This is a genomic window from Yoonia sp. JB2-21, assembly GCF_055693545.1.
In genome coordinates, this window is the sequence record NZ_JBVFUC010000001.1 from 1563121 (window position 1) to 1589481 (window position 26361).

At 56.3% G+C, this 26361-nt stretch carries 32 protein-coding genes; 20 read left to right on the forward strand and 12 right to left on the reverse strand.

What is annotated here, in order from left to right:
- Positions 1–66: 66 nt before the first annotated feature.
- Entirely contained in the window at positions 67–819 is a 753-nt protein-coding gene (gene ubiE / locus ACZ1G5_RS07815; RefSeq protein WP_472732301.1) for a bifunctional demethylmenaquinone methyltransferase/2-methoxy-6-polyprenyl-1,4-benzoquinol methylase UbiE, read from the forward strand.
- Position 820: 1 nt separating this feature from the next.
- Positions 821–2350 (forward strand): 2-polyprenylphenol 6-hydroxylase, encoded by a 1530-nt coding sequence (gene ubiB, locus ACZ1G5_RS07820; protein ID WP_472732302.1) that lies wholly within the window; start codon positions 821–823, stop codon positions 2348–2350.
- Positions 2351–2360: 10 nt separating this feature from the next.
- On the opposite strand, the gene ACZ1G5_RS07825 is transcribed toward ubiB, so the two are convergent.
- From ACZ1G5_RS07825 to ACZ1G5_RS07835, 3 genes are read right to left on the reverse strand one after another with little or no spacing between them, the layout of a single operon-like run.
- Positions 2361–2780 carry a FlgD immunoglobulin-like domain containing protein gene (locus ACZ1G5_RS07825; RefSeq protein ID WP_472732303.1) on the reverse strand — a complete coding sequence of 140 codons (420 nt, stop codon included), beginning with the start codon at positions 2778–2780 and terminating at the stop codon, positions 2361–2363.
- Between the two features lie 46 nt (positions 2781–2826).
- Positions 2827–3027: a flagellar hook capping FlgD N-terminal domain-containing protein gene (locus ACZ1G5_RS07830; RefSeq protein WP_472732304.1), complete on the reverse strand. Its 201-nt coding sequence runs from the start codon at positions 3025–3027 to the stop codon at positions 2827–2829.
- A gap of 9 nt (positions 3028–3036) precedes the next feature.
- Positions 3037–4377 (reverse strand): flagellar hook-length control protein FliK, encoded by a 1341-nt coding sequence (locus ACZ1G5_RS07835; protein WP_472732305.1) that lies wholly within the window; start codon positions 4375–4377, stop codon positions 3037–3039.
- Positions 4378–4481: 104 nt separating this feature from the next.
- Here ACZ1G5_RS07835 and ACZ1G5_RS07840 point away from each other — a divergent pair, with 104 nt between their 5' ends.
- The 6 genes from ACZ1G5_RS07840 to ACZ1G5_RS07865 all read left to right on the forward strand — a co-directional run bounded on the left by ACZ1G5_RS07840 (position 4482) and on the right by ACZ1G5_RS07865 (position 8532).
- On the forward strand, positions 4482–4778 hold the full coding sequence (locus ACZ1G5_RS07840) for a rod-binding protein (protein WP_472732306.1): 297 nt from the start codon (positions 4482–4484) through the stop codon (positions 4776–4778).
- Positions 4768–5109: a hypothetical protein gene (locus tag ACZ1G5_RS07845; RefSeq protein ID WP_472732307.1), complete on the forward strand. Its 342-nt coding sequence runs from the start codon at positions 4768–4770 to the stop codon at positions 5107–5109. The genes ACZ1G5_RS07840 and ACZ1G5_RS07845 overlap by 11 nt, the downstream gene beginning before the upstream one ends.
- Before the next feature lie 204 nt (positions 5110–5313).
- A complete protein-coding gene (locus ACZ1G5_RS07850; RefSeq protein WP_472732308.1) occupies positions 5314–6852 on the forward strand; it encodes a flagellin in 1539 nt (512 codons plus the stop codon).
- Positions 6853–6944: 92 nt separating this feature from the next.
- Positions 6945–7319 carry a flagellar biosynthesis regulator FlaF gene (flaF, locus tag ACZ1G5_RS07855; protein ID WP_472732309.1) on the forward strand — a complete coding sequence of 125 codons (375 nt, stop codon included), beginning with the start codon at positions 6945–6947 and terminating at the stop codon, positions 7317–7319.
- Entirely contained in the window at positions 7319–7723 is a 405-nt protein-coding gene (gene flbT / locus ACZ1G5_RS07860) for a flagellar biosynthesis repressor FlbT (protein ID WP_472732310.1), read from the forward strand. Before flaF ends, flbT begins: the two co-directional genes overlap by 1 nt.
- Positions 7720–8532 (forward strand): DUF1217 domain-containing protein, encoded by an 813-nt coding sequence (locus tag ACZ1G5_RS07865; protein WP_472732311.1) that lies wholly within the window; start codon positions 7720–7722, stop codon positions 8530–8532. The genes flbT and ACZ1G5_RS07865 overlap by 4 nt, the downstream gene beginning before the upstream one ends.
- Before the next feature lie 140 nt (positions 8533–8672).
- On the opposite strand, the gene ACZ1G5_RS07870 is transcribed toward ACZ1G5_RS07865, so the two are convergent.
- Positions 8673–10025, reverse strand: coding sequence for a FliI/YscN family ATPase (locus ACZ1G5_RS07870; RefSeq protein ID WP_472732312.1), 1353 nt, complete (start codon positions 10023–10025; stop codon positions 8673–8675).
- An 86-nt stretch (positions 10026–10111) separates the two neighbouring features.
- On the opposite strand from ACZ1G5_RS07870, the gene ACZ1G5_RS07875 reads away from it, so the two are divergent.
- Genes ACZ1G5_RS07875 through ACZ1G5_RS07915 form a run of 9 tightly spaced genes read left to right on the forward strand, consistent with a single transcriptional unit; the run spans position 10112 to position 14633 of the window.
- Positions 10112–10498 (forward strand): FlgB family protein, encoded by a 387-nt coding sequence (locus ACZ1G5_RS07875; protein ID WP_472732313.1) that lies wholly within the window; start codon positions 10112–10114, stop codon positions 10496–10498.
- A gap of 9 nt (positions 10499–10507) precedes the next feature.
- On the forward strand, positions 10508–10900 hold the full coding sequence (flgC, locus tag ACZ1G5_RS07880; protein ID WP_472732314.1) for a flagellar basal body rod protein FlgC: 393 nt from the start codon (positions 10508–10510) through the stop codon (positions 10898–10900).
- Between the two features lie 11 nt (positions 10901–10911).
- Positions 10912–11193 (forward strand): flagellar hook-basal body complex protein FliE, encoded by a 282-nt coding sequence (gene fliE / locus ACZ1G5_RS07885; protein ID WP_472732315.1) that lies wholly within the window; start codon positions 10912–10914, stop codon positions 11191–11193.
- Complete coding sequence (locus ACZ1G5_RS07890) at positions 11190–11459, forward strand: flagellar biosynthetic protein FliQ (protein WP_472732316.1); 270 nt, start codon at positions 11190–11192, stop codon at positions 11457–11459. The genes fliE and ACZ1G5_RS07890 overlap by 4 nt, the downstream gene beginning before the upstream one ends.
- 3 nt (positions 11460–11462) lie before the next feature.
- Positions 11463–12182, forward strand: coding sequence for a flagellar hook-basal body complex protein (locus ACZ1G5_RS07895; protein WP_472732317.1), 720 nt, complete (start codon positions 11463–11465; stop codon positions 12180–12182).
- Positions 12183–12194: 12 nt separating this feature from the next.
- Positions 12195–12980: a flagellar basal-body rod protein FlgG gene (gene flgG, locus ACZ1G5_RS07900; protein ID WP_472732318.1), complete on the forward strand. Its 786-nt coding sequence runs from the start codon at positions 12195–12197 to the stop codon at positions 12978–12980.
- A complete protein-coding gene (gene flgA, locus ACZ1G5_RS07905) occupies positions 12977–13393 on the forward strand; it encodes a flagellar basal body P-ring formation chaperone FlgA (RefSeq protein ID WP_472732319.1) in 417 nt (138 codons plus the stop codon). Before flgG ends, flgA begins: the two co-directional genes overlap by 4 nt.
- Positions 13380–14120, forward strand: coding sequence for a flagellar basal body L-ring protein FlgH (flgH, locus tag ACZ1G5_RS07910; RefSeq protein WP_472732320.1), 741 nt, complete (start codon positions 13380–13382; stop codon positions 14118–14120). The genes flgA and flgH overlap by 14 nt, the downstream gene beginning before the upstream one ends.
- 21 nt (positions 14121–14141) lie before the next feature.
- Positions 14142–14633 carry a flagellar basal body-associated protein FliL gene (locus ACZ1G5_RS07915; RefSeq protein WP_472732321.1) on the forward strand — a complete coding sequence of 164 codons (492 nt, stop codon included), beginning with the start codon at positions 14142–14144 and terminating at the stop codon, positions 14631–14633.
- Here ACZ1G5_RS07915 and ACZ1G5_RS07920 read toward each other — a convergent pair.
- The 8 genes from ACZ1G5_RS07920 to ACZ1G5_RS07955 form a co-directional block, all read right to left on the reverse strand.
- Positions 14621–15019 (reverse strand): hypothetical protein, encoded by a 399-nt coding sequence (locus ACZ1G5_RS07920; RefSeq protein WP_472732322.1) that lies wholly within the window; start codon positions 15017–15019, stop codon positions 14621–14623. The two genes, ACZ1G5_RS07915 and ACZ1G5_RS07920, sit on opposite strands and share 13 nt — an antisense overlap.
- Positions 15013–16095, reverse strand: coding sequence for an EscU/YscU/HrcU family type III secretion system export apparatus switch protein (locus ACZ1G5_RS07925; RefSeq protein ID WP_472732323.1), 1083 nt, complete (start codon positions 16093–16095; stop codon positions 15013–15015). The genes ACZ1G5_RS07920 and ACZ1G5_RS07925 overlap by 7 nt, the downstream gene beginning before the upstream one ends.
- The gene (locus ACZ1G5_RS07930) at positions 16092–16871 is read right to left on the reverse strand and encodes a flagellar biosynthetic protein FliR (protein ID WP_472734295.1); all 780 of its coding nucleotides are present in this window, start codon (positions 16869–16871) and stop codon (positions 16092–16094) included. The genes ACZ1G5_RS07925 and ACZ1G5_RS07930 overlap by 4 nt, the downstream gene beginning before the upstream one ends.
- Positions 16871–18961: a flagellar biosynthesis protein FlhA gene (flhA, locus tag ACZ1G5_RS07935; protein ID WP_472732324.1), complete on the reverse strand. Its 2091-nt coding sequence runs from the start codon at positions 18959–18961 to the stop codon at positions 16871–16873. Before flhA ends, ACZ1G5_RS07930 begins: the two co-directional genes overlap by 1 nt.
- A 246-nt stretch (positions 18962–19207) precedes the next feature.
- The gene (locus tag ACZ1G5_RS07940) at positions 19208–21427 is read right to left on the reverse strand and encodes a hypothetical protein (RefSeq protein ID WP_472732325.1); all 2220 of its coding nucleotides are present in this window, start codon (positions 21425–21427) and stop codon (positions 19208–19210) included.
- On the reverse strand, positions 21424–22293 hold the full coding sequence (gene motA, locus ACZ1G5_RS07945) for a flagellar motor stator protein MotA (RefSeq protein ID WP_472732326.1): 870 nt from the start codon (positions 22291–22293) through the stop codon (positions 21424–21426). Before motA ends, ACZ1G5_RS07940 begins: the two co-directional genes overlap by 4 nt.
- Positions 22294–22376: 83 nt before the next feature.
- Positions 22377–22949 (reverse strand): MotE family protein, encoded by a 573-nt coding sequence (locus ACZ1G5_RS07950; protein WP_472732327.1) that lies wholly within the window; start codon positions 22947–22949, stop codon positions 22377–22379.
- A gap of 365 nt (positions 22950–23314) precedes the next feature.
- Positions 23315–23803: a flagellar basal body-associated FliL family protein gene (locus tag ACZ1G5_RS07955; RefSeq protein WP_472732328.1), complete on the reverse strand. Its 489-nt coding sequence runs from the start codon at positions 23801–23803 to the stop codon at positions 23315–23317.
- A gap of 120 nt (positions 23804–23923) precedes the next feature.
- On the opposite strand from ACZ1G5_RS07955, the gene fliF reads away from it, so the two are divergent.
- Genes fliF through ACZ1G5_RS07970 form a run of 3 tightly spaced genes read left to right on the forward strand, consistent with a single transcriptional unit; the run spans position 23924 to position 26351 of the window.
- Positions 23924–25507 (forward strand): flagellar basal-body MS-ring/collar protein FliF, encoded by a 1584-nt coding sequence (gene fliF, locus ACZ1G5_RS07960; RefSeq protein WP_472732329.1) that lies wholly within the window; start codon positions 23924–23926, stop codon positions 25505–25507.
- Positions 25508–26065: a FliH/SctL family protein gene (locus tag ACZ1G5_RS07965; protein ID WP_472732330.1), complete on the forward strand. Its 558-nt coding sequence runs from the start codon at positions 25508–25510 to the stop codon at positions 26063–26065.
- Positions 26058–26351, forward strand: coding sequence for a FliM/FliN family flagellar motor switch protein (locus ACZ1G5_RS07970; RefSeq protein ID WP_472732331.1), 294 nt, complete (start codon positions 26058–26060; stop codon positions 26349–26351). The genes ACZ1G5_RS07965 and ACZ1G5_RS07970 overlap by 8 nt, the downstream gene beginning before the upstream one ends.
- Positions 26352–26361 lie beyond the last annotated feature (10 nt).

Genomic DNA, 26361 nt, shown 5'->3' on the forward strand with positions numbered 1-26361 from the left:
ACAGTTTGTCTCTCCCCGCACTTGGGTATAACCCCTTTTGGGACAGTATTCAGGCGAAAGCATGACATGACCGACAAGCCAGAGAACACCACCCACTTCGGGTTTGAAACCGTTCGCGAAGATGAAAAGGCGGGGCGCGTGCAAGGTGTGTTTTCATCTGTCGCCAGCAAATACGACATTATGAATGACGTCATGTCCGGTGGTGTGCACCGTATCTGGAAAGATGCGATGATGGACTGGCTGGCCCCGCGTCCCGGGCAACGGCTGCTGGATGTAGCAGGCGGGACCGGCGACATTTCGTTCCGATTTCTAAAGCGGGCAGGTCATGGTCAGGCCACGGTTCTGGATCTCACAGAATCGATGTTGGTCGAGGGCCGCAAGCGGGCCGAGGCCGAACGTATGTCAGATAGCCTTGAATGGGTTGTGGGCGATGCGATGGCTTTGCCGTTTGAAGCAAATACATTCGATGTCTACACAATCAGTTTTGGCATCAGGAATGTGACCCGTCCACAAGATGCATTGGCCGAGGCTTACCGCGTCCTCAAACCCGGTGGCCGTTTGATGGTGCTGGAGTTTAGCCAGCTTCCCAATCCGATGATGCAGGCCGCTTATGACGCTTACTCTTTCAATGTAATCCCCCGGATGGGTCAGATGATCGCGGGGGACCGCGACAGCTATCAGTATCTGGTGGAATCGATCCGCAAGTTTCCCGACCAGGACACATTTCTAAGCATGGTTCGGGACGCTGGTTTCGGTAATGCGAAATATCGCAACCTCACGATGGGCGTGGCTGCATTGCATTCGGGCTGGAAGCTCTAGCATGCGTGGGCCTCACAATATTATTCGCCTGATCCGCACGGGCGCGACACTCGAACGCACGGGGGCGATGAAAGTCGTGCTCGATGCGTTTGATACGGGCCCTGTGCTGCGTATCATATTTCGTGCGCTGGTGTGGCCGTTCCAATGGCTGGGCTACAAAGGCGACGTCACGATGCCGCCGGCGGTTCGGGCACTTACGGCACTTGGCCCGGCATACATCAAATTTGGTCAGGTTTTATCAACGCGCCCTGATGTCGTAGGCGATGAACTGGCTGTGCAACTGCGCGTTTTGCAGGACAAGTTACCGCCGTTTTCGATGACTGAGGCCAAGAAAGCGATCCAATCCGAACTCGGCAACTCTTTTGATCAGCTTTTTTCATCCTTTTCAGAACCCGTCGCCGCCGCTTCATTGGCGCAGGTTCACAAGGCCCACTTGGCCGACACCGGTCAAGCGGTTGCGGTCAAGATATTGCGCCCCGGTATTGAACGCGCCTTTCGCACCGACATAGACGCCTTTTATTTTGCCGCCCGCACGATCGAATTCCTGTCGCCTGCATCGCGGCGTTTGCGCCCGATGGATGTGATTACCCATTTTGAAGGCGTCGTCATGGGTGAATTGGATCTGCGGCTTGAAAGCTCTGCTGCGGCAGAGTTTGCCGCCAATACCGACGGCGATGCGGGGTTTCAGGTGCCGCGCGTGCTTTGGCATTTGTCAGGCCGTCGCGTGATGACAATGGATTGGGCGGAAGGCACGAATATTGGCGTCAACGACGCCTTGGATGCCGCGGGCCATGACCGGGTCGAACTTGCCACACGCGTACTCCAACTCTTCCTGAACCACGCTTTGCGTGACGGCTACTTTCACGGTGACATGCATCAGGGCAATCTGAAGGTCGCTGCGAACGGCGACATCATCGCCTATGATTTTGGGATCATGGGGCGGATCGACGAATACACTCGCCGGGTTTACGCGGAGATCCTGTTTGGATTTATCCGCAAAGACTATCAGCGCGTCGCTGAGGTGCATTTTGAGGCGGGCTATGTGCCGGCGGGGCAGGATGTTGATGAATTTGCCCGCGCGCTGCGCGCCGTCGGAGAGCCGATTTTCGGGATGGACGCGAGTCGGATTTCGATGGCCCGGTTGCTCAGCTATCTGTTCGAGGTGACCGAACGCTTCGGCATGGAAACCCGGACTGAATTGATCTTGCTTCAGCGCACCATGGTTGTGGTTGAAGGTGTGGCCCGATCGCTTGATCCGCATATGAACATCTGGCAGGTCGCAAAACCTGTTGTCGAAGACTACATCAAGCAAAGTATTGGCCCAAAGGCGTTGCTCCGCGACCTGGCAAAAACTGCCAGCATTTTGGCGCGTTTTGGCCCGCAACTGCCCAGGTTGGCCGAAGATGCGCTCATCCGGTTGAACAACCCGCCACCGCCACCAAAACCGCAACGCCGCATCGCGCGTTTGTCGTGGATGGCGTTGGGCGGGGTTCTGGTGGGCGGCGCCGTCTGGATCAGCAGCCTGTTCTAGAGGGCTGACCCTAGCTGTCGCGCAGCGCCGTCACTTCGCCACTGGCGATAGAAGCCCCACCCGACAGGATCAAGGTTGTCTGCCCGCCATCCAGACGAACCTCTGTAACGGTACTATAGGTACTCACCGCGTCTTGGGCGACGATTTCGTTGTTGATCTTGCCGATGATTTCAAACTGATAAAGACCCGCAGGCATCGGTGCACCACCGGGGCCAACGCCCGCCCATTCCAACGTTTCGGCACCCGGCTGAACTGGTAGGCGCTGCACCTCTTCACCGGCTTCAGTGCGCACCACCAGTTCGGCCGTATCAGCGGCGGCTGACCGTTGCGGGATCAATGTGATCGGCTGCCCATCAAAGAACGCAGGTGCAGCTGACCGGACCTCTTTTCCGACCAACGCCGCCATATCAACCAGACCACCTGAATTCATCTGGGCCGTCAGGGACTTGAGCAGGTCATTGGTGAGGACCGCCTGCTCAACCCCAGAAAAGGTTGCCAGTTGCGTTGCATAATCTGTCGAGATCCACCGGGTTCAACGGGTCCTGATTTTGCATTTGGACCGTCAGCATCCTTAGAAACATCTCGAAATCCGAGTTGACTTCAGCGGTCGCATTTCCTGCGGCATCTAGCACCGCCTGCGCGTTGTTTGCTGTGGGGGCGAGTTGTGAAATATCCATTTTGTGTCCTTATATTCTGAGGTCAAGACCGGACGACTGCACCTGTGCAGCAGCCACGACAGGGTCCTGACTATCGGTTGTTTCCGCATTGGATGGGCTATCCATATGGGTCGGATCGGCATTCTCTTTGGCACCATTATCCTGTCCGAAGGAAAAGGAAATCGTGTCATAGCCAAGCTCACGAAACTCCTGCGCAAGCACATCCAGATGCCGCCGTAACAGATCCTGCGTCTCTGGCCGTTCCGTTGACATATGCAGCGTGATGGCCCCGTCTACGGCGGTCATAGTCAACCGAACACGGCCTAATTCTTCGGGGTTCAGCGCAATTTCGGTGGCCTTACCGGGGTTGTGGGTCACAGCCACAGCGATCTGTGTCGCCGCATGCCGCGCCACCTCGCCGCCCGCGGCGGCTGCGCCATAGGCTGGTGCGGCAACGGTACTGGCCGACGTATTGCGTTCGCTACCTGCTGCAACCACTGATACCTCAGCCTCAGCTACGCTTGCCTGCGGTTCATTGGCGGGCAGCGTTGGTTTGGCAAGAGATTGCGCAATCGCCACAGCCGGCGGGGGACCCACCAAAACCGACGCGGGCCTTATATCTGCAGGCACGTTCGGCTTTGCATCAACAGTTTTGTCTGCCTGCCGCCGCTCACTCTTTTCGATTTCAGCTTTGACAAGCGCATCCTGCGGCAAGGTTTTCCCAACCGTTTCCAATGCGATTGACGATGATGCGGTGGCCTGCGTCGGTTTGAGCGTAGGAGGGATTGGCGTGTGTGCGGTCTTTGGTGCCGGGCCGTCTGCCACACGGACACCCTTTTCCCGATCAACACGAGAAGCCATGTCCGCTTCGGGCAATGGCGCGTCAGGTTTCGGCATTTTGCTCTCGATCGCAGATTGGGCAACGGATGGGCGGGCCACGGGTGGTGCCACATCTTTGATCTTTTCGGGTTGCGCCAAAGACTTTGTCTCAACCGGCGTGCCCGAAGCGCCTTTGCTAATTCGAGGGTCTGAAACAGTCACTTTCTCTTCCACGCCCGTAGGCTTTGCCACTTCATCCAGATTTTGACGCGGCGCAGCGGCCAACTGCGCGGGTTCAACCGCTTTGGTGAGTTTCGCCGCAACCTCAGAATCGCTAACGACAACAAGTGACGGGTCTTCTGCGCTATCTTCAGCGGTGCCGATCACCGGCAGCGGCAAGTCAACGTCGTCATCAGGCACGATCTGCGCATCAACCTGGGATGCCAGGACATCAGCAAACATCGCGTTGCTGTCAGAGGGCGTGTCAGACGCCACCGGAACATCAGCAGACGCCCCCGTCGCGGCAGTTTCAGGCATAAGTAAAGGTATCATCGGTTCTCCGATAGATTCGGTGTTGAAGTCCTTCTTCGCCGAAAAAAATTACTGAATGTTTAGGACTGTCCATCAAGCTGTCGAAATCAACGACGGAGAATCCGATGGAAACGATCCCAGTATTGCCGCCCCCACGGCCGGCCACCGCACTGCCCGCGTATGCACAATCTGACGCAGCTTTGCTTGGTGCTGCACAAAAGCTAGAGGCCACATTCCTTGCGGAAATGTTGAAATCCGCCGGTTTGGGGGCGCCGCGCGATGAATTTGGCGGTGGGGTTGGAGAAGAACAATTCTCGTCCTTCCTCAGAGAAGCGCAGGCCAAAGAAATGGTCACCGCCGGTGGCATCGGTCTAGCAGAAGCACTTTTTGAGGCGATGAAGGTGCGTATGGATGCAGCATAACGCAATGCAGAGAATAGACGAAATTCTGTCACAAGAGAAAATCGCACTGCTCGCCGGTCAATATGACGCGCTGGCATCGCTGGCTGACCAAAAGGGGCGGGCGTTGATCGCGCTGGGAAACAGCAATCCATCGAAAAAGATCGTTACAGATGTCCAATCCCGTATCCAGGAAAATCAGGCGCTGTTGGCTGCTGCCATTCGTGGCATACGCGCAGCACAGGGGCGCATCGAGGACCTCAAGAAAGTCCAAAACAGCCTGACCGTTTATGACCATTCCGGCAACATGGAAGTCGTCACAACCCGCACCGGCGCCATTGAGAAGAAAGCCTAATTTGGTTCAAATTTGCCGTATTCTGTGCGCGCGAATTAAGAAGTTGTTTAGTCCGAATTGGTTTGAGTACGACATCGCCATAAAGGCTGACTGCGCGAGATTTGCGCCAGTGACATCCGTCAGAATGACGTTTCAAACCACAGAAAATCTGTGGATTCCCAAACCAACCCGGCGCAAAGCGCCAAATATAAAGGGCCATGAAATATGTCCAGTATTCTGACGAACAACAGCGCGATGGTCGCGCTTCAAACGCTGAAATCCATCAACATGGATCTCAACAAAACCCAAGCCATGATCTCTACCGGTAAGGAAGTTGGCTCCGCAAAAGACAATTCTGCCGTCTGGGCGATTTCCAAAGTCATGGAATCGGACGTGAAGGGCTTCAAAGCGATTTCTGAAAGCTTGTCTTTGGGCGGTTCATCCGTGGCCGTGGCACGCAACGGCGCTGAAACGGTGACCGATCTTCTCAATGACATGAAAGAAAAGATCGTGGCCGCTCAGGGCGAGAATGTTGACCGCACAAAGCTGCAATCAGACGTTGACGCCCTCTCTGACCAGATCGCATCGGTTGTTGGTGCTGCTCAATTCAACGGGCTAAACATGTTGGCAGGCACCGACAGCGTGAACATTCTGTCGTCACTTGACCGTGCCAGTGATGGGACTGTGACCTCCTCTAATATCACTGTGTCCCGTCAGGACCTTAGCTTTGACAACGGTGTGTTTGGTCCGGGTGCAGACCTTAGCGCGAACGTCACAACAACACTTGGTGGCAACCTGGCCGCTGATGGGACTGGTGACGCCTTCTCAAACGGTGCGAACGTCTTGGATGCTGTTGTATCCGGCACAATTGTCGCCGGAGAAACGTACAACTTCCAGGTTTCAGGTGAAACTGTCAGCTTCACCACGACGACGACAGCGGTGAACGATCTGGCTGCTGGTCTGACTGCAGCAATCAACGCCGCCGGCATCGAAGATATCACGGCAACGGTCAACACCGCGACAATCAGCATTGCGTCCACATCGAAATTCGATGCGGTCGAAGTGAACACAAGTGGTACCGGTGCAGCAGAATTTGCGCTGACAGCCAACGGCGCGACCTCAGCAGCCGCAACCGACAACTCTCAGACGATTACGGCTCGCGCGTCAGAGCTTGAATTCTCGACCACCGCCGGTGTGTCCGAAGGTGACGGTTATCGGGCTACCGTTGGCGGCGTTAGCTATGACTATGTCGCAGGCCCTGACGAAACTTTCGAAGATGTCGCGCGCGGTCTGAAGACAGTCATTGATGGTGCAGGTATCGAAAACATCGAAACGCGTGTTCGCCAGGATGAGACAACTGGCGCCTGGGTCCTGCAGATTGACAATGACGGGGCTGCCCAGACATTGACAGATGCAGGTGCCGCAGACGGTACAGCCACTGGCGGTCTGGTTGGTCTGGATCGGCTTGATGTATCAACTGATGAAGGTGTCGCCGCCGCGCTTGCGAATATTGAGACATATATCAATACGACAATCGATGCTGCCGCTGATTTCGGTTCTAGCCAGGGACGTATCGAGACGCAGTCTGATTTCATCTCGAATCTGACGGACTCACTGAAATCTGGCATCGGTGCATTGGTTGATGCGGACATGGAAGAGACCTCGGCACGTCTGCAGGCCCTTCAGGTGCAGCAGCAGCTTGGTGTTCAGTCATTGTCCATCGCCAACCAGGCGCCACAGACAATTCTGTCGCTGTTCCGGTAACGACATGAGTGACGCCACTTCGGTGGCGTCACCCCTTTTTGCGGCGCGGTAAAACCGCGTCTCGTTCGACCTTGTCCCCGAAAGGACCACTCGTGAACGTTATTGAACAAGCCAAACAAGCCTATGCACCCACGCAGATGATCGCCCGCGATGAGCGATCCGTTGAGGCGCAGTTAATTAGCCAAATCACGGCACGCCTTCGCAAAGCAGACACCGGTGATCGCAAAGACTTCCCTGCTTTGGTCCGTGCCCTTCACGAGAACCGGCGCATGTGGACAACCATGGCTGCTGATGTGGCTGATGCCGACAATGCGCTGCCAAAACAGTTGCGCGCACAGATTTTTTATCTGGCCGAATTCACCGAGAAACATACGCAATTGGTCATCCGCCGCGAAGCTGAACTGACACCACTGATTGACATCAATACAGCCATCTTGCGTGGTTTGACCGGCCAGGGGGCGACATAATGTCAGGCCTTGTGCTTAAGCTTAACCCGAAAGAACGCGTCCTCGTTAACGGTGCCGTGATTGAAAACGGCGACCGTCGCAGCCGCCTGTCGATCCTCACACCAAACGCCAATATTCTGCGTTTGCGGGATGCTATTCGTCCGGACGAAGTGAATACGCCAGTCAGACGGGTTTGCTATATCGCGCAACTGGTGTTGTCCGGCGACGTCACCGAAGAGGATGCTAAACTGCAAATTCTGCGTGGTATCGAACAGCTGAGCCAAGCATTGATGGATGCCGATAGCCGCATTCATCTGGATGCCGCGACCAATGCCGTCGGACGCATGGATTTTTATCGCACACTCAAGTCGTTGCGCAACTTGCTTCCACGCGAAGCCCGGTTGCTGGCGACCCACACGTCATGAGCTTTCAACCAGTCGTCCCCTTGACCGGCTATGTCGGCTGGCGTTTTCTGGAGCGTACAATGGAGGCGCAGCAAACCACGTTTGCCCAAAGCCAACCCATTGCACGCGCAACTGACTATTTCCGAGAGAATATTGGCAACATCACCAGCGCCGCCGACCTCGTCAACGACCGCCAGCTTTTGTCGGTCGCGCTTGGTGCCTTTGGTCTTGATGATGATATCAACAACACCTTCTTTATTCGTAAGATTTTGGAGGACGGTACGACCGCCGACGATGCGCTTGCCAATCGATTGGCCGACAGTCGTTATGAAGAGTTTAGCGCCGCATTTGGCTTTGGTGATTTGCCCGTTGGTCGTACGATCCTCAGCAGCTTTCCAGATGAAATCATCGACCGCTTCGAAACGCAGCAATTTGCGCGCGCCGTTGGCGATCAAAACAATGACTTGCGGCTGGCGCTTAACGTCAGTGACGGAATTGGCGACATTTTGGAGCGAAACAGCACAAATGTCGGCCAGTGGTTTTCAATCATGGGCAACGCACCATTACGATCAGTTTTTCAAACCGCGCTGGGCTTGCCAACGAGCATTGCAAGCATCGATCTCGATCAGCAGCGCGAAATTTTCCAGGAACGTGCACAGGCCGTACTCGGTACTGATCAGGTTGCCGACTTTTCCGATCCCGACCAACAAGAGAAACTTATCCGCCTCTTTCTGATCCGCGCTGAAGCCGCCGAAATTTCTGCGGCAACAGGCAGTTCAACCGCACTGACACTTTTGCAGAACGCACCGCGCTTCGGCAGGGTTGGCTGACGGACCTTGGACTGCCTACAGTGTCGAAAAGGCCAGCAGCGGCAGTCTGTGAGTTTCTGACTTTTGACGGTTTCTATTCCTTCAGAACTGTGCGCGAAAACTCTGATAGTCGACCGATACGCAGCCTTGCCATATCCGATCTAGGCGGCGGTTTCGGTATGTTCACTCTGCTGCATTGGCCCACTTGAAAGTGCCTGACGTAGTTTTGCAAAATGCGCCAATGTTCCACGCTGGTCCTTGGTTGTCAGAAACGCTTCGAGTGCTGGCGCGCATCGGATCGCGGAGTCGATTTTTGGATCTGACCCAGCAGCATACAAACCGGACTGGATCATCAGCTCAGCCTCTGCATAGGTGCTGAGCGACTGCCTTGCGTTGGAAATAATCGCGTTCTCTTGCGCAGTTGCCGCATCGGGCAGTGATCTGGACACCGATTGCATCACATCAATGGCTGGGAAATGGCCCTTTTCGGACAATGCCCGGGTCAAAACGACATGCCCGTCCAGCATACCGCGCAGCATGTCAGCGATCGGTTCTTCCATGTCTGATCCGGCCACAAGAACAGAGAACACCGCCGTAATATCCCCAGAGGACCCCGCACCAGGGCCCGCCCTTTCGCAAAGTTGCGCGACTGCTGGGCCAGTGGACGCAGGGAAGCCTCGCAAATTCGCACTTTCGCCGTTTGCGACCGCAACCTCGCGATGCGCCTCGCAGAAACGCGTCACTGAATCGATCAGCAGCAAGACCTGTTTGCCTTGGTCGCGAAAAAATTCAGCCACGGCCATCGCAGCGGGTGCACAGCGCCTGCGAATTTGCGGGGCCCGATCAGACGTTGCCGCGACCACAACAGCGCGGCGCATGCCATCGGCGCCAAGAACCGCCTCTACAAAGTGCCGCACCTCGCGCCCGCGTTCGCCAACCAGGGCGATCACAATGACATCGGCCTCTACCCCTTGCGCAAGGTCAGCCAGCAAAGTGGATTTCCCCACACCGGAACCGGCAAACAGACCAACCCGCTGGCCCCGGACAATTGGCAAAAGCGTGTTCAGAACGGCAAGCCCGGTTTCTAGCCGTTGTCCCATGGCACGACGCGCATGTGATGCGGGCGCTGGCCCATACAACTGTCCTACGTCTGTGCCAGCCAGTACCGGTGCGCCATCAAGCGCCATTCCATCCGGATCTATGATGCGGCCAATCCAACTGTGATCAGGCGCAAACCTGGGTGCGGCGTCCAGAACAACCCGGTCGTCAATGGAAATACCGTCGGTTTCACCGTCGACCAGGACATGCACGCTGGCCTGACCAAGCCGCACCACTTCACCACTGAGCACAGCATGTCGGCTATGAATGCGTGCACGATCCCCCAGACAAATCGCCTGATGCGCCGATGTCACCTGAAGCGTGCCGCCCGACACCCCGACAACGCGCCCAACGGCATGCATCCCATCAAGAGAACCCACCGCAAATCGCATCAAATCCAGTGTGTTTTTCTGCATATTCTATCCTTGTTGGTTAACCGCACACCTCTTCTTAAGGAATCACCCTTAATCCTTCGTTGAAACCAAACGAGGGAGAATCCCCGATGCATAATTCCTTGGATTTATTCCAAACAGCCAGCGCGATGGCCCGTCATGCCGGCGCACGGCAGGCGGTTGTCGCACGCAATATTGCCAACGCTGACACCCCAGGTTTTCAGGCCCAAACCATCGCGCCTTTCCGCGATGTCTATCGCAGCAATGGACGTATCAGCATGCAGGTGACCCGCCCCGGGCACCTGCAAACAGAGGCGGGCAAAACAACGGCACCCCGCGACCCTGTCGATACAGGCACGCCATCGCCGAACGGCAACACCGTTTCCATTGAAGATGAAATGATGCAGTCGGTCGCCGTCAGCCGCGAGCATAACCGCGCGCTGGCCATTTACCGGCACACGATGACAGTCATCCGCACCAGCCTTGGGCGCAATTAAGGGATTGCCATGACAGATTTCAGTGACGCGATGTCGGTCGCGACCAGTGGTATGAAGGCGCAGGCCAACAGGCTGCGTCACGTATCCGAAAATATCGCAAACACGGACACACCGGGCTATCAGCGCAAGATCATTTCCTTTCAGGAAATGGTGGATCTTGGTCAACGCACCGGTGCGGTCGAAACCGGGCCGCTCAGGCTTGATCAAAGTGAGCTGACGCGCATTTACGATCCATCCAGCCCATTGGCGGATCCCACAGGTCACTATGACGGCTCAAACGTGAACCTCTTGATCGAAATTGCTGACGCGCGTGAGGCGCAGCGCAGCTACGAAGCCAACCTCAAAATGTTTGATCAGGTCCGGCAAATGTCTTCGGCCTTGATGGATCTACTTCGCAGATAAGGAAAACGCATATGGATATCAGCTCACTCGTCGCCCAGAATTATGCTGCGGGAAAATCCGCAATCGCGCCACAGCAAACAACCGGCACAGGGATGTTTGCAAACGCCGCGAAAGACTTTGCCGCGACCTTGCAAACCAGCGAGGCGACCGCCCTGCAAGCCATGACAAGCGGCGCAGATCCGCATGCATTGGTCGCCGCTTTGGCGCAGACAGAACTAGCGGTCCAAACCGCCGTGACAGTTCGTGACCGTGTCGTCGAAGCCTATCAAGAAATCCTGCGAATGCCGGTATGATGAGTGAGGCTGTATTCTACGATACATTGCGGCAAAGCCTTTGGGTTGCTTTTATGATCTCGATCCCAATCCTGACGGTCGCGTTGGCGTCCGGTCTGGTTGTTGGTCTGTTTCAGGCGCTGACATCAATTCAGGAAATGACGCTGACATTTGTGCCCAAACTGGCGGCAATCGTGGGCGTTTTCTGGATCACGATGGCATTCATGTCCGAAACCCTTGTGGCGCTGTTTCAAAAGACGCTCATTCCTATCATCGCGGGTGGATAGATCATGGATAATGCCTCTTACACCGCACTGACGCGCCAATCGGGCCTGATGAACGAGATGCAAGTTCTGGCGAACAATATCGCCAATGCATCTACGGCAGGATTTCGGGCCGAAAAAGTCATGTTTGCTGAACATGTAAAGGCCCTTGGCCCTGACGCGAAATCCCTCTCGATGGCGACTGCTACGGTACGAGATACGGTAATGCGCCAAGGCACCTTGTCGCAAACCGGCGGTACATTTGATTTGGCGATCGAGGGTGACGGGTTTTTCCTGATTGAAACCCCCGGCGGCCAACGTCTGACGCGCGCGGGCGCTTTCAGGCCAAATGAAAACGGTGATCTTGTCACGGCAGATGGCAACCGCGTTCTTGATGCTGGCGGCGCGCCGGTGTTTGTGCCGCAGGGCGTCGGACGTATTGGCATTTCGCCCGACGGCACGGTCAGCGCGGCGGGACAACCGATTGGGCAAATTGGCCTTGTTCAACCGAACGACCCCAATCAGATGCTGCGCGAAAGTGGCGTCTTGTTCGAAGCGCGTGGTGGGTTTGCGCCCGCCCCCGATGGGCGGATGTTGCAGGGGTTTCTTGAGGATTCGAACGTCGATCCGATCCTCCAAATCAGCCGCATGATCGAAGTGCAACGCGCCTATGAACTGGGCCAAAGCTTTGTCGACAAAGAAGATGAACGCATCCGCAGTGTCATTGAATCAATCCGTAGCAGTTAAGGGAGACGACGCATGCGCGCACTGAAAATCGCGGCCGCCGGCATGACCGCGCAACAAATGCGAGTGGAGGTCATCTCCAATAACCTCGCGAATATGAACACCACGGGCTACAATGCCCGGCGGGCCGAATTTGCCGACCTTCATTACCAACAGGTGGCAAGACCCGGCACGATCAATGCGTCCGATGGCACCGTTTTGCCCACCGGCATTCAACTGGGCCTTGGCGTCCGTGCAACCGCGGTATCAGTGATGTTAAGTCAGGGATCCCTTGGCGCAACCGGCGGCGATCTGGATCTTGCGATCGAAGGTGATGGATACCTCGAAGTGACCCTGCCATCGGGGGTGTCGGCCTATACCCGCGACGGCGCGCTGAAGCTGACGGGTGATGGCCTGATTGTGACGTCGGACGGCTATCCCGTGGTGCCGGACATCACCGTGCCCCGCGACACGCGATCCCTGTCGATCAATGCCGAAGGCGAGGTTTTTGGCTATTTCATTGATGAGGTCCAACCGCAGCTGCTGGGGCAGTTTTCACTTGCCGGTTTCACCAACCCCAAAGGGCTGGAAGCGATCGGATCAAACCTGTTTCTCGAAACCGGCGCCTCTGGCCCGTCTGCTGTTGGCACCCCGGGACAAGATGGTCTGGGGGTATTGCGACAAGGTTATCTTGAGGACAGCTCGGTTGATCCCGTTCGCGAAGTCACGGATTTGATCGAAGCGCAGCGCGGCTATGAACTGAATTCCAAGGTCATCACAGCCGCCGACCAAATGCTGAGCGCGATGGTGCAGCTGCGATGATCCGTCACGTTCCGTTGCTGCTTTTGTTTTGCGGCGCTGCTGCTGCTGACACGGTTGTCGCTGTGCGTACCATACCGGCACTTTCGGTGATTGCTGCCGATGACCTGATCGTCACCGGCCAAACGGTACCCGGTGCATTCAGCGATCCGACCCAAATCATCGGCATGGAAGCCCGCGTCGCGCTTTTTGCGGGACGACCGATACAGGTTGGAAATGTTGGTGCACCAGCCGTTGTCGAACGCAATCAGCTGATCCCACTGCACTATCAAAGCAATGGTTTGGTCATTTCAACGGAAGGTCGCGCGCTAGGCCGGGCCGGGCCCGGCGATATGATCCGCGTGATGAACACCGCATCGCGGACCACAGTATCCGCCACAATAGGTAACAATGGGGCCGCGTATGTTTCACAATAACCCAATCCCCAAACTGGCGGTTGTCGGCCTGATGATCCTGACAGGATGCACGAACCCCGTGGGCGTTCCACCAGCATTTACCCCGGCCGTGCAAAGTAGTGAGCGCGCCGCGATGCAAAACCCTAGCTTCCCGGCACCCATCGCAACAACAGCACTGGGGCCATCATCGCGCGCGTCACTTTGGACCGGCGAACGCGGGTCCTTGCTGGGCGATCGCCGCGCAATGCAGCGCGGAGATATCATGACCGTTGTGATCGAAATTGATGACAGGGCAGAGATTTCCAATTCATCCGACCGGTCGCGGTCCGGGTCACAGCAGGCTGGGCTCTCACAACTCTTTGGTATACCGCAGCGTTTGGATGGGCTGCTGCCCGACGGGGCATCGAGTGCGTCTGTCGTCGACTTGAACTCGCAAAGTAACAGCTCAGGCGATGGCAGTGTGCGGCGAAATGAACGGCTGACGCTACGGGTCGCTGTCACGATCACCGAAGTTCTGCCAAACGGGGTGCTGGCGATCATCGGACGTCAAGAGGTCCGCGTAAACTTTGAACTGCGCGAGTTGATCGTCACTGGATACGTCCGGCCCCAGGATATCACCCGCCAGAATGAAATCACCTACGACAAAATCGCGTCTGCGCACATTTCATATGGTGGCCGCGGTCAGATCACCGAGATGCAGCAACCCCGCGGCGGTCAACAGGTCCTCGAACGGTTGATGCCCTTCTAGGTCCGAAAAGGAGAGCGTGCGATGAAAGCCTTGTTGCTGCCAGTAATTATGTTGCTTGTCGGGGTCGGATCTGGCGTGGGGGCCGGGTTGATGTTGAAGCCTGAACCGGAACCGGTGGAACCCACCGAAATCACGGACGAGGGCGATGGCAGTGAGCCTGCACCGGCCCCCGTCATCGAACAAAGCGAAGAACGGGAATATGCCAAGCTGAACAATCAATTCATCATCCCTGTTCTGGAGGATGGGCTTGTTGCAGCACTCGTGGTTATGTCGCTCAATCTCGAGGTCACGGTTGGAAGCAGGGCCGCTGTTTTTGCGGCTGAACCAAAGCTGCGTGACCGGTTTTTGCAGGTGATGTTCGACCACGCCAATTCGGGTGGTTTTTCCGGTAACTTTACACGCGGCACGCAGATGCGTGCGCTGCGCAACGAACTCTTGCGCGCAGCTCAAGATGTGAGTGGTGATCGCATCACAGATGTTCTGGTGATTGATATCGTCCGTCAGGATTCGTAGGCCGCGCGGCGCAGTGTGCTTTGTCTGTCCCGCTGCATCGCTTGTGATGCAAGCGCCATTGCCACTTCGCTTTTGCCAAACGCGCGCCGCAATTTAACGCGTAATTCTTCCTGCTGGGCCATCACTTGAGCAAGTTCCATGTTGATGGTTGTCCGCCGTTGATCGACCCACTGATGCCAGCGCAGATCGACGCCCACCGCCGCCACAAATCCGCCGCCACTTTGCGACGGTGTCGGCATCGCGCGTTTCGTTTCTGCCAGATCGCGCAGGTTCTGCCGCAAGCCACGCTCTTGTTCGCGCAGTTTTGCCATATCCAGTTTTAGGGTCTGATATTTGAGGTCCGCTATCTTGCAAAGCGCCCCATAGCGATCTTTCTGCCCTACCATTTGCGTGCCTTCCCGCGCATGTCTTCGGCAAAACGGATCGCTGCGGCTACGGCGCGATAATGCTCTTTCGCAATTTGCTGACCCAATGCAACCTCGGCATGAAGCGCCCGCGCCGTTGGCGGATCAGAATGCACCGGCACAGCATGTTCATGCGCCAATTCACGAATTCGGGCTGCGGTTTCATCCACGCCTTTGGCGACACAGATCGGGGCCTGCGCAGCAGATTGATCCCACTTGAGTGCAACCGCAAAATGCGTCGGGTTCACGATGACAACGTCAGCCGTCGGCACATCAAGCAGCATCTTGTTGGTTGCAATTTCCTGACCGCGCTGTCGGCGTTGTTGCTTGATAAATGGATCACCTTCGGATTGCTTAAGCTCATCCATCATTTCTTTACGGCTCATTCGGTTTTTGCGCGTGTGCTCGGCCCGTTGCCAAAGGAAATCAACACTCCCAAGGGCCACAGCCACCAGAAATACGATCCCCATCAGCGCAATCATCATCTGACCCAGTTCAACGACAATCAGACGCGGTGTCAGATGCATGCTTCCAATGATCCGTTCGATTTCTCCGACCAGAAAGAATCCCATGATCACGCAATAAATGATCAGCTTTGTGCTGCTTTTGGCGAATTCAAACAGCCCCTGACGCCCGAATTTATTCTTGACCCCGGAAATGGGTGAAATCCGGTTGAGTTTGGGTACGACTTTGCTGCCGGTGAATAAGAACGCCCGCTGCGCCGCAACCGATACAATTGCAAAGACAGCAGGAATCGCAAACCACGGTGCCGTACCCCATCCGACCTGCTGCAAGATTCCGCCGTGGATGGGCGTGCCCGCCCCCGCAAAGACAAGCTGCGATAGCTGGGCGCATTTCTCCAGCAAGATGGACAGCGTTGTTCCAAGACCCTGCAGCGCCGTGGGGCCAATCGTGAGCATGACCAGCAGCATCCCAGCATAGGATGCCGCGGTCGTCAGATCGGTTGAGCGTGCGATTTCGCCTTTCTTGCGGGCGTCATCAAGCTTCTTTTGGCTTGGCTCATATTGCTTATCCTGATCCTGCTCCTGATCGCTCATGGCCAGCTGCCAAAAGGGGCTTCCATGAATGCGGAAAAAGACGCAAACCAAAGCACCAGCATCAATGGTGCGGTCAGGAAAAACAGCAAAAGTCCACCGGCTGTCAGGGCCGGCGCGCCCACAAAGGACACCATCAATTGGGGCATCGCGCGGTTAATCACACCCAGAACGACGTTATACACCAGCGATGCGATCAAAAACGGTGCCGCAAGTGTAAACCCCAGCCCAAAGGCGCGCGTTATTTCCTGGATGCCAACTTCGGCGACAAAAGCAGGTGCCAGTCCGACGCCGAAAGGCACGATCGCGTAGGTTTGAATCATGTAACTGGCCGCATAAACATGAAGCCCCATCAGTGCCGCCAGCGCCGTTCCGGCCACGACCAGGACGTGCCCAATCGCAGGCTGCGGATCCACCGCCGCTGTGCCGCCGAAAATCTGCGAAAGTGACGTCGATTGCGCAGCAATTGATCCCGCGATTTGCAATGCCAAGACGAAAAGTCTCAGGAATATACCGAAGAACAGCCCGGCGAGGACTTCTGGCCCCAGAAATACCGCTGACTGTCGTACGGTGTCCGGGACCGTCGTGGTCGGCAGCGTGACCGCAGGTGCAACAATCATTGTGAACATGATCGCCAATGCCAACCGCACCCGCGTCGGCACTGGCTGGTCCCCGAACACAGGCAAAACCGCCATCATTGCGCCGATCCGCACGAAAACGGCAAATCCTGACCACAAAACAGATTGCGAATAGGGAAATATGCCTAGAAGCGTGTCCATCATGTCGGGACGAGCCCCACCAGCGCGGGCCGCGCATCAATACCAATCTCTTCAAATGACAGAACCGGGTTCATAATGCCTTTGGCAGCCATGACCGTGCGTAAAAAACGCCGTCGCCGCGTTGACGTCACAACAGCGGCATAAGTTCCCGCATCCGCCGCCTGCCCAAGCTTTTCCGCGATATTGTCAGCCAATTGATTAAAATTGTCCGGTGGCAGTGCGACATCGCCTGTCCCGCGATCAGATCGGATTTCGTAGGTCGCAAACGTATCTTCCCATTCCGGGGCCAGCTGCACCAACGGAATGGTTCCATCCGGCCGCCGCATATTCGCGACCAGCTGAAACCCCAGTCTCTGGCGCACATGTTCTGTAATGCCGTCAGCGGTCTGGAAAAGTTGTCGCCCCTCAGCGGTCGCTTCAATGATCAATGGCAGGTTGCGGATAGACACACGTTCTTCCAATAGCAGGCGCAACACCGACAACAGCACATCAATCGGCACTTTGTCCGGTATCAGTTCGTCCAGCATGCGGCGGTTTGCCTCTGCCCGGTCAGGATCGCTTAGGTTCGACATCTCATCCAGCCGCCGACGCAATGCCTTGAACGTCAAGAGGCGCGGAAAGTTGCGTTTGACAATTTCAAGCAAATGGGTCGCCAGAACCTCGGTCGGTTGGACCGTTGTCAGCCCCGCCAGCGCAGCAGTTTCCTGTTGGGATGGATCAATCCAACGGGCCGGCGCGCCAAAGACCGGTTCCTTGACCAACTCGCCAATCAAATCGGCGTCCCCCGTATCAGACATGAGTGCAAGCACCTGATCAGCGATCAATGTATCACGGACCTGTTCGACACCCTGCACGTTCACCACATAACATCCCGGCGGCAGTGCGGCATTGTCAGTCAACCGGATTTCCGGCAGCAACACACCAAAGTCGGTTGCAACGTGACTGCGCATATTCGCAATACGCGCATCCAATCCAGTGCCGGGATCAAGCACCATATCGACAAGATCAGGGGCGAATTCTACGTGAATATCATCAAGATCAAGCACATCGCCCATAGAGCTTTTGGTAGACGTCTCCTCTTCAGCAGGCGCGACAATCGTCTGCGCCATTTGTGCCTTCTTGGCCGCTGACGACATCAAAACTGCGCAACCGCCCAAGGTGAACGCACCCACAACAAAGGGAATGAACGGCAGGCCCGGGACCAAGGCAAGCAGGCCCATCAAGATCGCGACAGTCGCCAGTGCGGCGGGGTGACGCCCAAGCTGCGCCACCAATGCAAGATCGGTAGACCCGGTTGAACCGCCCCTTGCCAGCAAAAGCGCGGATGCCACTGATATCACAACAGCAGGTATTTGCGTCACAAGACCATCACCAACCGTTAAAATAGCATATGTTTCGAACGCAGCACCGATTGGCATATCATGAATGGTGACGCCGATAATCAATCCCATAATCAGATTAAGAGCCGTGATCAACAGACCCGCAATGGCATCCCCCTTCACGAATTTTGAGGCACCGTCCAGTGAACCAAAGAACGTCGTTTCAGCCTGCTCGCGCTCGCGCCGTGCTTTTGCTTCGTGATGGTCGATGGCGCCCGCGGCAACATCGCTGTCGATCGCCAGCTGTTTGCCCGGCATCGCATCCAATGCAAAACGCGCACCGACCTCTGCCATACGCGTGGCACCTTTGTTGATCACCACAAAATTTACGATCAGCAATACTGCAAAGATGACAAGACCCAACAGGACGCTGCCCCCCATGACAAACATCGCAAAACCCTCAATGACATCACCAGCCGCATTTGTTCCTGTGTGGCCTTCCCCAATAATCAGCTTGGTCGAAGACACATTCAACGAGAGCCGCAAAACCAGCGATGCCAAAAGAACGGTCGGAAATGCGGAAAAATCCAGTGGGCGATCAATGAAAAGCGTGACCGTAAACATCAAAATCGCCAGTGCAAACGACGCGGCGAGCCCGATATCCAGGACCCAAGCAGGCATTGGCAGGATCATCATCACAATGACCGCCATCAGCCCCATCGCCAACAGGATCGTCGGTTGAAAAATATCGCGAAACGACAAACCCGTCATCGGCGCGATCCCAGGATCCAAAAGCGCGACACAGCGCTCCAAATGGGTGGCCTAACCTTCGCCCGTACGCCGCTAGCGCAAGCGTGATTGGCAATGATAATCTGCCGCCGCTTCGACACGAAAGGCCAAGTGCGCAGACCTACAGTTATTGGCATTCTGCCATCCCTTCAACGCTTGGGTCTATGCGCCTTAGGGTAGACAAACGCGATTAACATTTTGCTAAACCGCAATCATGATCACGCCGAGTCAGAACGCGTCTGGGGCCTCAAAACTCTGTAACAAATCCTCCAAAAGCGCACGCGACTGCGCCGAGCTTTCGAGCAGTGCGCGGCTACGCGTCAAGGGCATATCAGCATTCACAGTTTCCGTTTCACCTTGCCCCAATAGTGCCCCGAACTGATCGTCATCCAAGTTTTTAAGCAGCCCGGTGGCAAGCTCTGGACTGTCTTGCACCAACGCCATTCTTGTGCGGTTGGCAACCTCGGCCCTTGCGGATATGTCCTGCGCTCTCTGCGAATTGCGCCCGGCAAGCGTTTGAACAGCGACATCTGGCTGGCCCAGCGCGAGTGCCGCAAGCGCTTGAAGATAGCGTTGCTCTTGCGCTGTTTCTGTATCTGCTGGCTGGCTCAGCATGCGGCGCGCGCGTTCTGGAAACCCCAGATTGATAAGCCTTTCCGCGACGGCGAGGCGGACCGCTGGCGCCAAACCCTGATCTTCGTTGGTCACGGCAAGGCGAAGGAAAGTAGCGTCATCGGCCTCCTCGGCGACGGCCGTATATATACCGTTTCGCTTGTCGGTGATCACGGCGTCATCCACATGCGATGACATTGTGTCAAGCGCCGCGAGGGCATCCACAAAGCGGCCGGTCGCAACATATGCGTCCACTTGCACCGCTGCCAATTTGTGCGCCTGCGGCGTCCCCGCATGTTCGAACAAAAGCGCATCCGCCAAAAGGAAATCTGCCTCGGAGAATGGCAAATTTGCCTCTATTCCATCCTCCAAGAACCGGGTCATCAACTCTGGTGTTGTGCGCGGATTGCTCCGCGCTGCGGCTGAAATGACGTCCGCCGCTTCCGCGTCCTCTCCCAAAGCATTCAACAAGGCAGCATCGGCAAGGACGCGACCGGCGTCTGCTGCGTCATCTGTCGCGGTCTTACCAAGAACTTGGAACGCGGCGTCAGTATCGCCAATCCCAAGTAACTTTTCGGATAGATTTGTGCTCAGGATATCTTGCAACTGCTTCGGCAAGGAGCGAAAATTCGTGAGCACCGCCATGCGGTCGACTTTGGCATCAAACGGCAACGCCGGTGCCGCGAGAACGGCCCACAGCGCGGCAAGTGAGGGACAGCTGACCTGACCTTCAAAAAGCCCCGCTTCGGGTGCAGCGCCATCAACCAGTCGTGCCATTGCCGTCAGGTACCGCCGTTCTTGCGATTGGACTTGATCAATACTCAGCGTTTGTATTGCCTCTCGTCCAAATCCGAACCTGACATAAAGACGGGCAAGGCGGACAACAGCCTCTTCATCAACGTGGTCAAATTCCGGCACAAGTGCACGACGCGCCGGATTGAGTTGATCAAAAAATGGCTGCTCATCTCCCCATGATACCACGTCGAAATAGGCGTCTGGAAGACAGGTTTGACCGGTTTGGGTCTCCGCAGCGGGGTCTGTTGCCGGAACGGCGGCGGGATCAATGCTCGTATTCGCGGTGACACCTGGAAACCCCTCGGTAGATCCTGCTATTGTCTCTAGTCGTTGGCCCAGGCCCGACGGCGTAGACGTCGCAACATTCAGGTCACCCTCAAGCAAGCCCCCAGTCAACGCATTGCCCAACCCCGCCGCAATTGCATTTTCAAGCGAGGAAACTGCGTCCCGGATATCTTGGGTCGACTGTGCCGCGACCGCTGGAGCGTCCAAAAGAACAAGGTCTGGCGCCTGTGTTGCCAGTGAAAGTACAGGGGCGTCCGCCGATGGCGCGCTTGATGGAAACAACGGGATCAACCGCCGCTGGGGGATTTGGTAAGCTGCGCCATTTGTGATCGGCAATATATCGGCCTGCCGATCCGCGGGGATCGGGCGGAGTGGGCGTTCAAACAGTGACCTGTCTGACGGTGGTCCATCGCGCACATCGACAACCACCGTATCTGGCCGAAAAAGAAAGGCGTCCACATTGCAAAGGCATGTCACGTCGATGAGCAGTTCGCCACGATCTGCGTTTTGGAAAACATCAAGAATGCGCAGTCGGGGAATAATATCGAAGAACCCCGACAGATCGAAATCTTCGGCCTCTGGTATCTGAAGTACGTAACCACCTGGGCGTCGTCCTAAACGCCATTCGGCACCGGCGGGGATCGTCAAAACAATCCGCGTGAAATCAGCATGTTCACCGGTCTGCACATCAATTTGTGCCGCATTTGACATGACGGGCCAAAATAGCAGAGCCACTCCTATAACAAATGCCTTCATGCAGCGTCCTGCTTTGTGGCCTTAAGTGCATCCTCCATATCGGCAAAACTCGGGCGATAGCGGCTGGGCATGTTCTGTCGACCGACCTCGACACAAATGTTGGGCGCATGGGCATAAAGATTTGCAACCAGAACTTCCCGGATCAACTGGTGAAAATGCGCGTCTTCTTCGACAACGGCCTTCACCTTGTTTGAAAATGGTCCGACAAACCCGTAAGCCAAAAACACACCAAGGAAAGTCCCGACCAGCGCACCGCCGATCAGCTTGCCAAGCACTTCGGGCGGTTGATCGATGGATGCCATCGTTTTGATGACCCCCAAAACCGCCGCAACGATCCCCAAGGCGGGCAGGCCATCCGCAACGGTTTGCAAGGCATGGGTCGAATGCATCTTGTGATGAAGGGTCGCTTCAATGCGCTTCTCAAGAATTTCTTCGACCTGATGCGGGTCATCATAGTTCATCGACGCCGAGCGCAATGTATCGCTAATCAATGCAATCGCTTCGCCATCCCCCAGTATTTTGGGATATTTGCTAAAGATTGCTGAGGTATCAGGCGCTTCAATATGACCTTCGAGCGCAACAGGATTTGTGCGCGCCACCCGGATCAATTCAAACAACATACATAGCAGATCGCGATAATCCTCTGCTTTCCACTTGGGGCCCTTGAACACCTTGCCCAGATCTTTGAGCGTGTGTTTGATGCTGGATCCGTCGTTGCTGATCGCGAAAGCACCGATGGCCGCACCGCAGATCATGATCATTTCAAAAGGCAATGCCTTAAGAATGATACCCATCTTGCCACCCGCCAGCAGGTAGCCACCAAACACCGTAGCAAAAACGGTAACAATGCCGATCAAACCGACCATGCAGATGCATTCCTTATAGGATGGTTTCTTTTGACGTTTCAGAATCCCCTTTTAGCGCGTAGGGATTAACGTTTCCTCAGCAGCTACTGTGTGGGGACATTCGCATGACGCCCTGCCAGCACAACGCTGAATGAATAGGCTGTCTCCGGCTCGAGCTCTGTCATAATCAATGCTGCCGCATCCGGGCGCATCATCCCAAGAAACCCTGCGGCAAACTGCGGTGACATCTCGGCAAAAAGTGCCGCGGCCTCTTTGGGTTTCATATTTTCGTAGACATTGGTCAAACGCGCCAGGTCTGTTTCCGCCGCACCATCTGCAAGCGTAATCATTTCGCTCAATGCAATTTCCGCACTGACTAGTGCTTCTAACTTTTCATCGATTTCCATTTCTGCGATGCGCAATGCCTGCATTCTGTCACGCAACATTGCCTCCCTTGCAGCGAGACGTTCCTCGCGCTCTTGGAAGGCCATCAACAGGGCGCTCGTTTCGTCATCGTCCTCTGGCAGCGGCATAGATTCTTCGCCCAAATCAGCGACTTCTTGCGCCATGGCGGGGCCAGATACCACGCCCAGCCGCAGCATCGCAGAGGCCACCAAGAAGCCTGCGACAATATACAGCGCACTTGGCCCGCGACGTCGTGGCGTACGCCGGGTCATGGATGCGCACTTTCAGGGGTAGCACGGCGCACGAAAAAGGACTCTCTGCCTGTTTCGTAGCCGTGGGCTCGGGCAAATTGTGAAGTGACGCAACCAGCAGTTCCAACCGCTGCTGCGCGGTTTCGGCGCGCGTACTTACGTCATCCAGCTGCGCGACCGACGATGTGGCCGTGTTCTGCGCACGATTCAAGGTCTTTGTCAGGTCATCAACCTGAACAGCCAAAACTGCGACAGCGCCGCCAACCCCCTTTTCCAGATCCGTGAAGCGGCGCAACCGCCGCGACAGCACAAGACAATAAAGCGCAGCCCCAAAAGCACCTGCCACCAAAAGCACATCAGCAATCATATTCATGTGGTTGGCCCTTCTAGCTCAATACAAATTCCATGATAAGCAGGTCTTTCACCCGCCCCTCTCCTGTCACAACCTGGACACGGCGCAACATCTGCGCGCGCAGCCGCATCAGCGCGGTTGGGTCTTCGAGTTCTGCCAATTCAACGGCACGCAGATACCCATTCAGAACATCGACAATCCGGGGTTTTACGGCTTCGACGTCCTCTGCAAAGTTTGGCGCAACCTCTAGCTGGGCCGAAAACCGCAGGTGATCCCGGCCGCCAGACCGCGGAAGGGATATAATCAGCGGATCAAGCGCAACAAACGAAACGGCAACATCATCCCCGGCCTCAGCGGTTGTAGGTTCAGATACCTCCGCCGATTCGGACCCACCAATCAGCCCCAGCTGCACCGCAAAATACCCGCCACCACCCCCGACCAAAGCAAGGACTAAGCCCAACAAAAGCGGGAGTTTGGAGCCTTTTTTGGGTCTATCGTCAGAGATGTCAGCATCTGCAGTCATTGGTGCGCCCTTAGCGAATTCAACTCAATACAGATAAACGCAGAAGCCCTAACTCATTATTAAGGCTCATGGTCCAAACAAAGAACATTCGGCAGAACGCCAATGTGATGGAGTACAAGTTTGGAGAGCATCGGAAACGTATGGTCAACGCTCAGCGGGCCACGCCGGGTGTTGGTCGTTTTGGCGACGGCGGCTGTCTTTGCGTCGACCCTATTCCTTGCACGCGGCGCCGGCACACCGGACATGTCGCTGCTGTTTGGCGGCCTTGAAGCCCAAGCCGCAGGCGACGTTGTTGCCGCGCTGGATCAGCAGGGCGTCATTTACGAGGTGCGCGGGAATGCAATCTTTGTACCAACCAGACAGCGGGACAGCTTGCGCATGGGGCTTGCCGGGCAAGGGTTGCCAACAAATGGCAGCCAAGGCTACGAAATCTTGGACTCTTTGTCAGGGTTCAGCACGACGGCGCAGATGTTCGACGCCGCATACTGGCGAGCCAAAGAAGGTGAACTTGCACGCACAATCCTTGCCAGCCCGCATATTCGGGCCGCACGCGTACATATTTCCACGCCATCGACACGGTCGTTCCAGCGCGATCAGACGCAGACCGCGGCGGTCACTGTAACAACGGCGGGCGGTGCCTTGTCCGCGCCGCATGTGAAGGCGCTCCAGTTTCTCATCGCTGCTGCGGTGCCAGGCCTTGACCCCACATCTGTCGCTGTGATCGACGACAGCGGTGGCCTGCTGTCTGACGGCGAAAACGGGGCCATTCCTGTGCAGGGCGATGACCGGGCAGACGCGCTGCGACGGCAGGCAGAACGGCTGCTTGCCGCACGCGTAGGTACCGGCAACGCAGTTGTTGAAGTCACCGTCGAAACGATCATGGAAACGGAACAAATCACCGAACGAAGGGTCGATCCGGACAGCCGCATTGCCATCAGCACGGATGTCACCGAAAGCGCTGGAACGTCCAGCGATAGTCGCGGCGGCGACGTCACCGTTGCGTCGAACCTGCCAGATGGGGATGCCGCCGGCGGCGGCGGCGCAGCCAGCAACGAAAACAGCGAGAGCCGCACGCTGACAAACTACGAAATGTCGGAAACCCAACGTGAATTGGTTCGGGCTCCTGGCGCGGTCAAGCGGCTGACCGTCGCGGTTCTGGTCAATGACGTCACGGTTGTTGGCGCTGACGGGACAACAACAACGACCCCCCGCTCGGATGAGGAACTTGCCGCGTTGCAAGAACTTGTCGCGTCCGCTGTCGGTTTGGACAGTGCACGGGGCGATGTCCTGACCGTCAAATCCATGTCCTTTGAACCGATTGTGCCGTTGGGAACCGAGGCGCTGCCGCCGGCAGCGGGCCTTCCGTTGGATATGATGCGCCTGATCCAGATCGGTGTTCTGGCCGCCGTCGCATTGATCCTCGGGTTATTTGTTGTCCGGCCGATTCTGACGTCGAAACCAAACGCTGTGGCGGCGCTTACCCTCGATGACAGTGGTCCCGGGGACAGCAGTGACCCACCGATGGCAATGGCCATGGGCAATGACATGATGGGTGACTTCATGGGTGATGGGCCCGACCTTCTGAGTACGTCTGGCGACGATCCTGTCGGCCGGCTTCGCCAGATGATTGCCGATCGTGAACCTGAAACCATACAGGTTCTTCAAGACTGGATCGAAGATCCGTCACCAAAGGCAAGCGCGTAGATGGCAAGCACCCTTCCACTCGAAGCCTTTGACGAGGATCAGGTTGCGCCCGTTCCGAACGCAGACGTGCAGCAGTCCTTTGAGGACGGCTATGCCGCTGGCGTTGCCGCAACACAAGAAAGCCAAGCCGCGCTGTCTGCAGAGTTAGTACAATGTATCGCCGATCTGGAGTTTTCGTACAACGAGGCGCGCGCTGACATATTGGGCGCACTGTCACCGCTACTGACCGATATTGCTGAGACATTGCTGCCGCACTGCATTTCTTTGGGTTTTCCGCGCGAAATTGGCTTGATCATACACGAAGCCGTCGCCGCCGGTATGCCCGAGGCGTTTTCGATCACGGTGCATCCCAGCCAGCGGACGAGCGTCCAAGCAGCACTGGCGGAACACGGGTCTTCCGTCGACGTCCACGCGGATGATGGGCTGTCGTTGCATGCCGCTTGGATCCGCTGCGGCGTCCAGGAAAGCTATCTTGATCTGGACCGGCTGGTGTCGCGGGTCACCGAAATACTGATGGCAACCGACCTTTCACAACCAAGGACAAAAACCCATGGATGATGCGAACAAGCAGCTCAATGAACCTGAAAACGGACACCCTTTGCGCAGTGTTCCGATTGAAATATCCGTATCCGTCGGCAGGGCACGGCCGCTGGTGCGGGACCTGCTCAGCCTTGCGGAAAACACTGTGCTACCGCTTGATAAGCGCATTGAAGACCCCGTCGAACTCTACATTGGCGATCGTTTGATCGCACGGGGTGAGTTGCAAGAGATGGAGGGCGGCGAACCGGGCCAGTTGGCGGTGCGCCTTACCGAAGTCGCGCAGGACGAAGGTCCGCTTAACTAGCATGCGGTGT

Bases quoted from the DNA above. Each gene is read 5' to 3' on its own strand.
- ubiE (WP_472732301.1), top strand. From the start codon at position 67: ATGACCGACAAGCCAGAGAACACCACCCACTTCGGGTTTGAAACCGTT.
- ubiB (WP_472732302.1), top strand. From the start codon at position 821: ATGCGTGGGCCTCACAATATTATTCGCCTGATCCGCACGGGCGCGACA.
- ACZ1G5_RS07825 (WP_472732303.1), bottom strand. From the start codon at position 2,780: ATGAATTCAGGTGGTCTGGTTGATATGGCGGCGTTGGTCGGAAAAGAG.
- ACZ1G5_RS07830 (WP_472732304.1), bottom strand. From the start codon at position 3,027: ATGGATATTTCACAACTCGCCCCCACAGCAAACAACGCGCAGGCGGTG.
- ACZ1G5_RS07835 (WP_472732305.1), bottom strand. From the start codon at position 4,377: ATGATACCTTTACTTATGCCTGAAACTGCCGCGACGGGGGCGTCTGCT.
- ACZ1G5_RS07840 (WP_472732306.1), top strand. From the start codon at position 4,482: ATGGAAACGATCCCAGTATTGCCGCCCCCACGGCCGGCCACCGCACTG.
- ACZ1G5_RS07845 (WP_472732307.1), top strand. From the start codon at position 4,768: ATGCAGCATAACGCAATGCAGAGAATAGACGAAATTCTGTCACAAGAG.
- ACZ1G5_RS07850 (WP_472732308.1), top strand. From the start codon at position 5,314: ATGTCCAGTATTCTGACGAACAACAGCGCGATGGTCGCGCTTCAAACG.
- flbT (WP_472732310.1), top strand. From the start codon at position 7,319: ATGTCAGGCCTTGTGCTTAAGCTTAACCCGAAAGAACGCGTCCTCGTT.
- ACZ1G5_RS07865 (WP_472732311.1), top strand. From the start codon at position 7,720: ATGAGCTTTCAACCAGTCGTCCCCTTGACCGGCTATGTCGGCTGGCGT.
- ACZ1G5_RS07870 (WP_472732312.1), bottom strand. From the start codon at position 10,025: ATGCAGAAAAACACACTGGATTTGATGCGATTTGCGGTGGGTTCTCTT.
- ACZ1G5_RS07875 (WP_472732313.1), top strand. From the start codon at position 10,112: ATGCATAATTCCTTGGATTTATTCCAAACAGCCAGCGCGATGGCCCGT.
- flgC (WP_472732314.1), top strand. From the start codon at position 10,508: ATGACAGATTTCAGTGACGCGATGTCGGTCGCGACCAGTGGTATGAAG.
- fliE (WP_472732315.1), top strand. From the start codon at position 10,912: ATGGATATCAGCTCACTCGTCGCCCAGAATTATGCTGCGGGAAAATCC.
- ACZ1G5_RS07890 (WP_472732316.1), top strand. From the start codon at position 11,190: ATGATGAGTGAGGCTGTATTCTACGATACATTGCGGCAAAGCCTTTGG.
- ACZ1G5_RS07895 (WP_472732317.1), top strand. From the start codon at position 11,463: ATGGATAATGCCTCTTACACCGCACTGACGCGCCAATCGGGCCTGATG.
- flgG (WP_472732318.1), top strand. From the start codon at position 12,195: ATGCGCGCACTGAAAATCGCGGCCGCCGGCATGACCGCGCAACAAATG.
- flgA (WP_472732319.1), top strand. From the start codon at position 12,977: ATGATCCGTCACGTTCCGTTGCTGCTTTTGTTTTGCGGCGCTGCTGCT.
- flgH (WP_472732320.1), top strand. From the start codon at position 13,380: ATGTTTCACAATAACCCAATCCCCAAACTGGCGGTTGTCGGCCTGATG.
- ACZ1G5_RS07915 (WP_472732321.1), top strand. From the start codon at position 14,142: ATGAAAGCCTTGTTGCTGCCAGTAATTATGTTGCTTGTCGGGGTCGGA.
- ACZ1G5_RS07920 (WP_472732322.1), bottom strand. From the start codon at position 15,019: ATGGTAGGGCAGAAAGATCGCTATGGGGCGCTTTGCAAGATAGCGGAC.
- ACZ1G5_RS07925 (WP_472732323.1), bottom strand. From the start codon at position 16,095: ATGAGCGATCAGGAGCAGGATCAGGATAAGCAATATGAGCCAAGCCAA.
- ACZ1G5_RS07930 (WP_472734295.1), bottom strand. From the start codon at position 16,871: ATGGACACGCTTCTAGGCATATTTCCCTATTCGCAATCTGTTTTGTGG.
- flhA (WP_472732324.1), bottom strand. From the start codon at position 18,961: ATGACGGGTTTGTCGTTTCGCGATATTTTTCAACCGACGATCCTGTTG.
- ACZ1G5_RS07940 (WP_472732325.1), bottom strand. From the start codon at position 21,427: ATGAAGGCATTTGTTATAGGAGTGGCTCTGCTATTTTGGCCCGTCATG.
- motA (WP_472732326.1), bottom strand. From the start codon at position 22,293: ATGGTCGGTTTGATCGGCATTGTTACCGTTTTTGCTACGGTGTTTGGT.
- ACZ1G5_RS07950 (WP_472732327.1), bottom strand. From the start codon at position 22,949: ATGACCCGGCGTACGCCACGACGTCGCGGGCCAAGTGCGCTGTATATT.
- ACZ1G5_RS07955 (WP_472732328.1), bottom strand. From the start codon at position 23,803: ATGACTGCAGATGCTGACATCTCTGACGATAGACCCAAAAAAGGCTCC.
- ACZ1G5_RS07965 (WP_472732330.1), top strand. From the start codon at position 25,508: ATGGCAAGCACCCTTCCACTCGAAGCCTTTGACGAGGATCAGGTTGCG.
- ACZ1G5_RS07970 (WP_472732331.1), top strand. From the start codon at position 26,058: ATGGATGATGCGAACAAGCAGCTCAATGAACCTGAAAACGGACACCCT.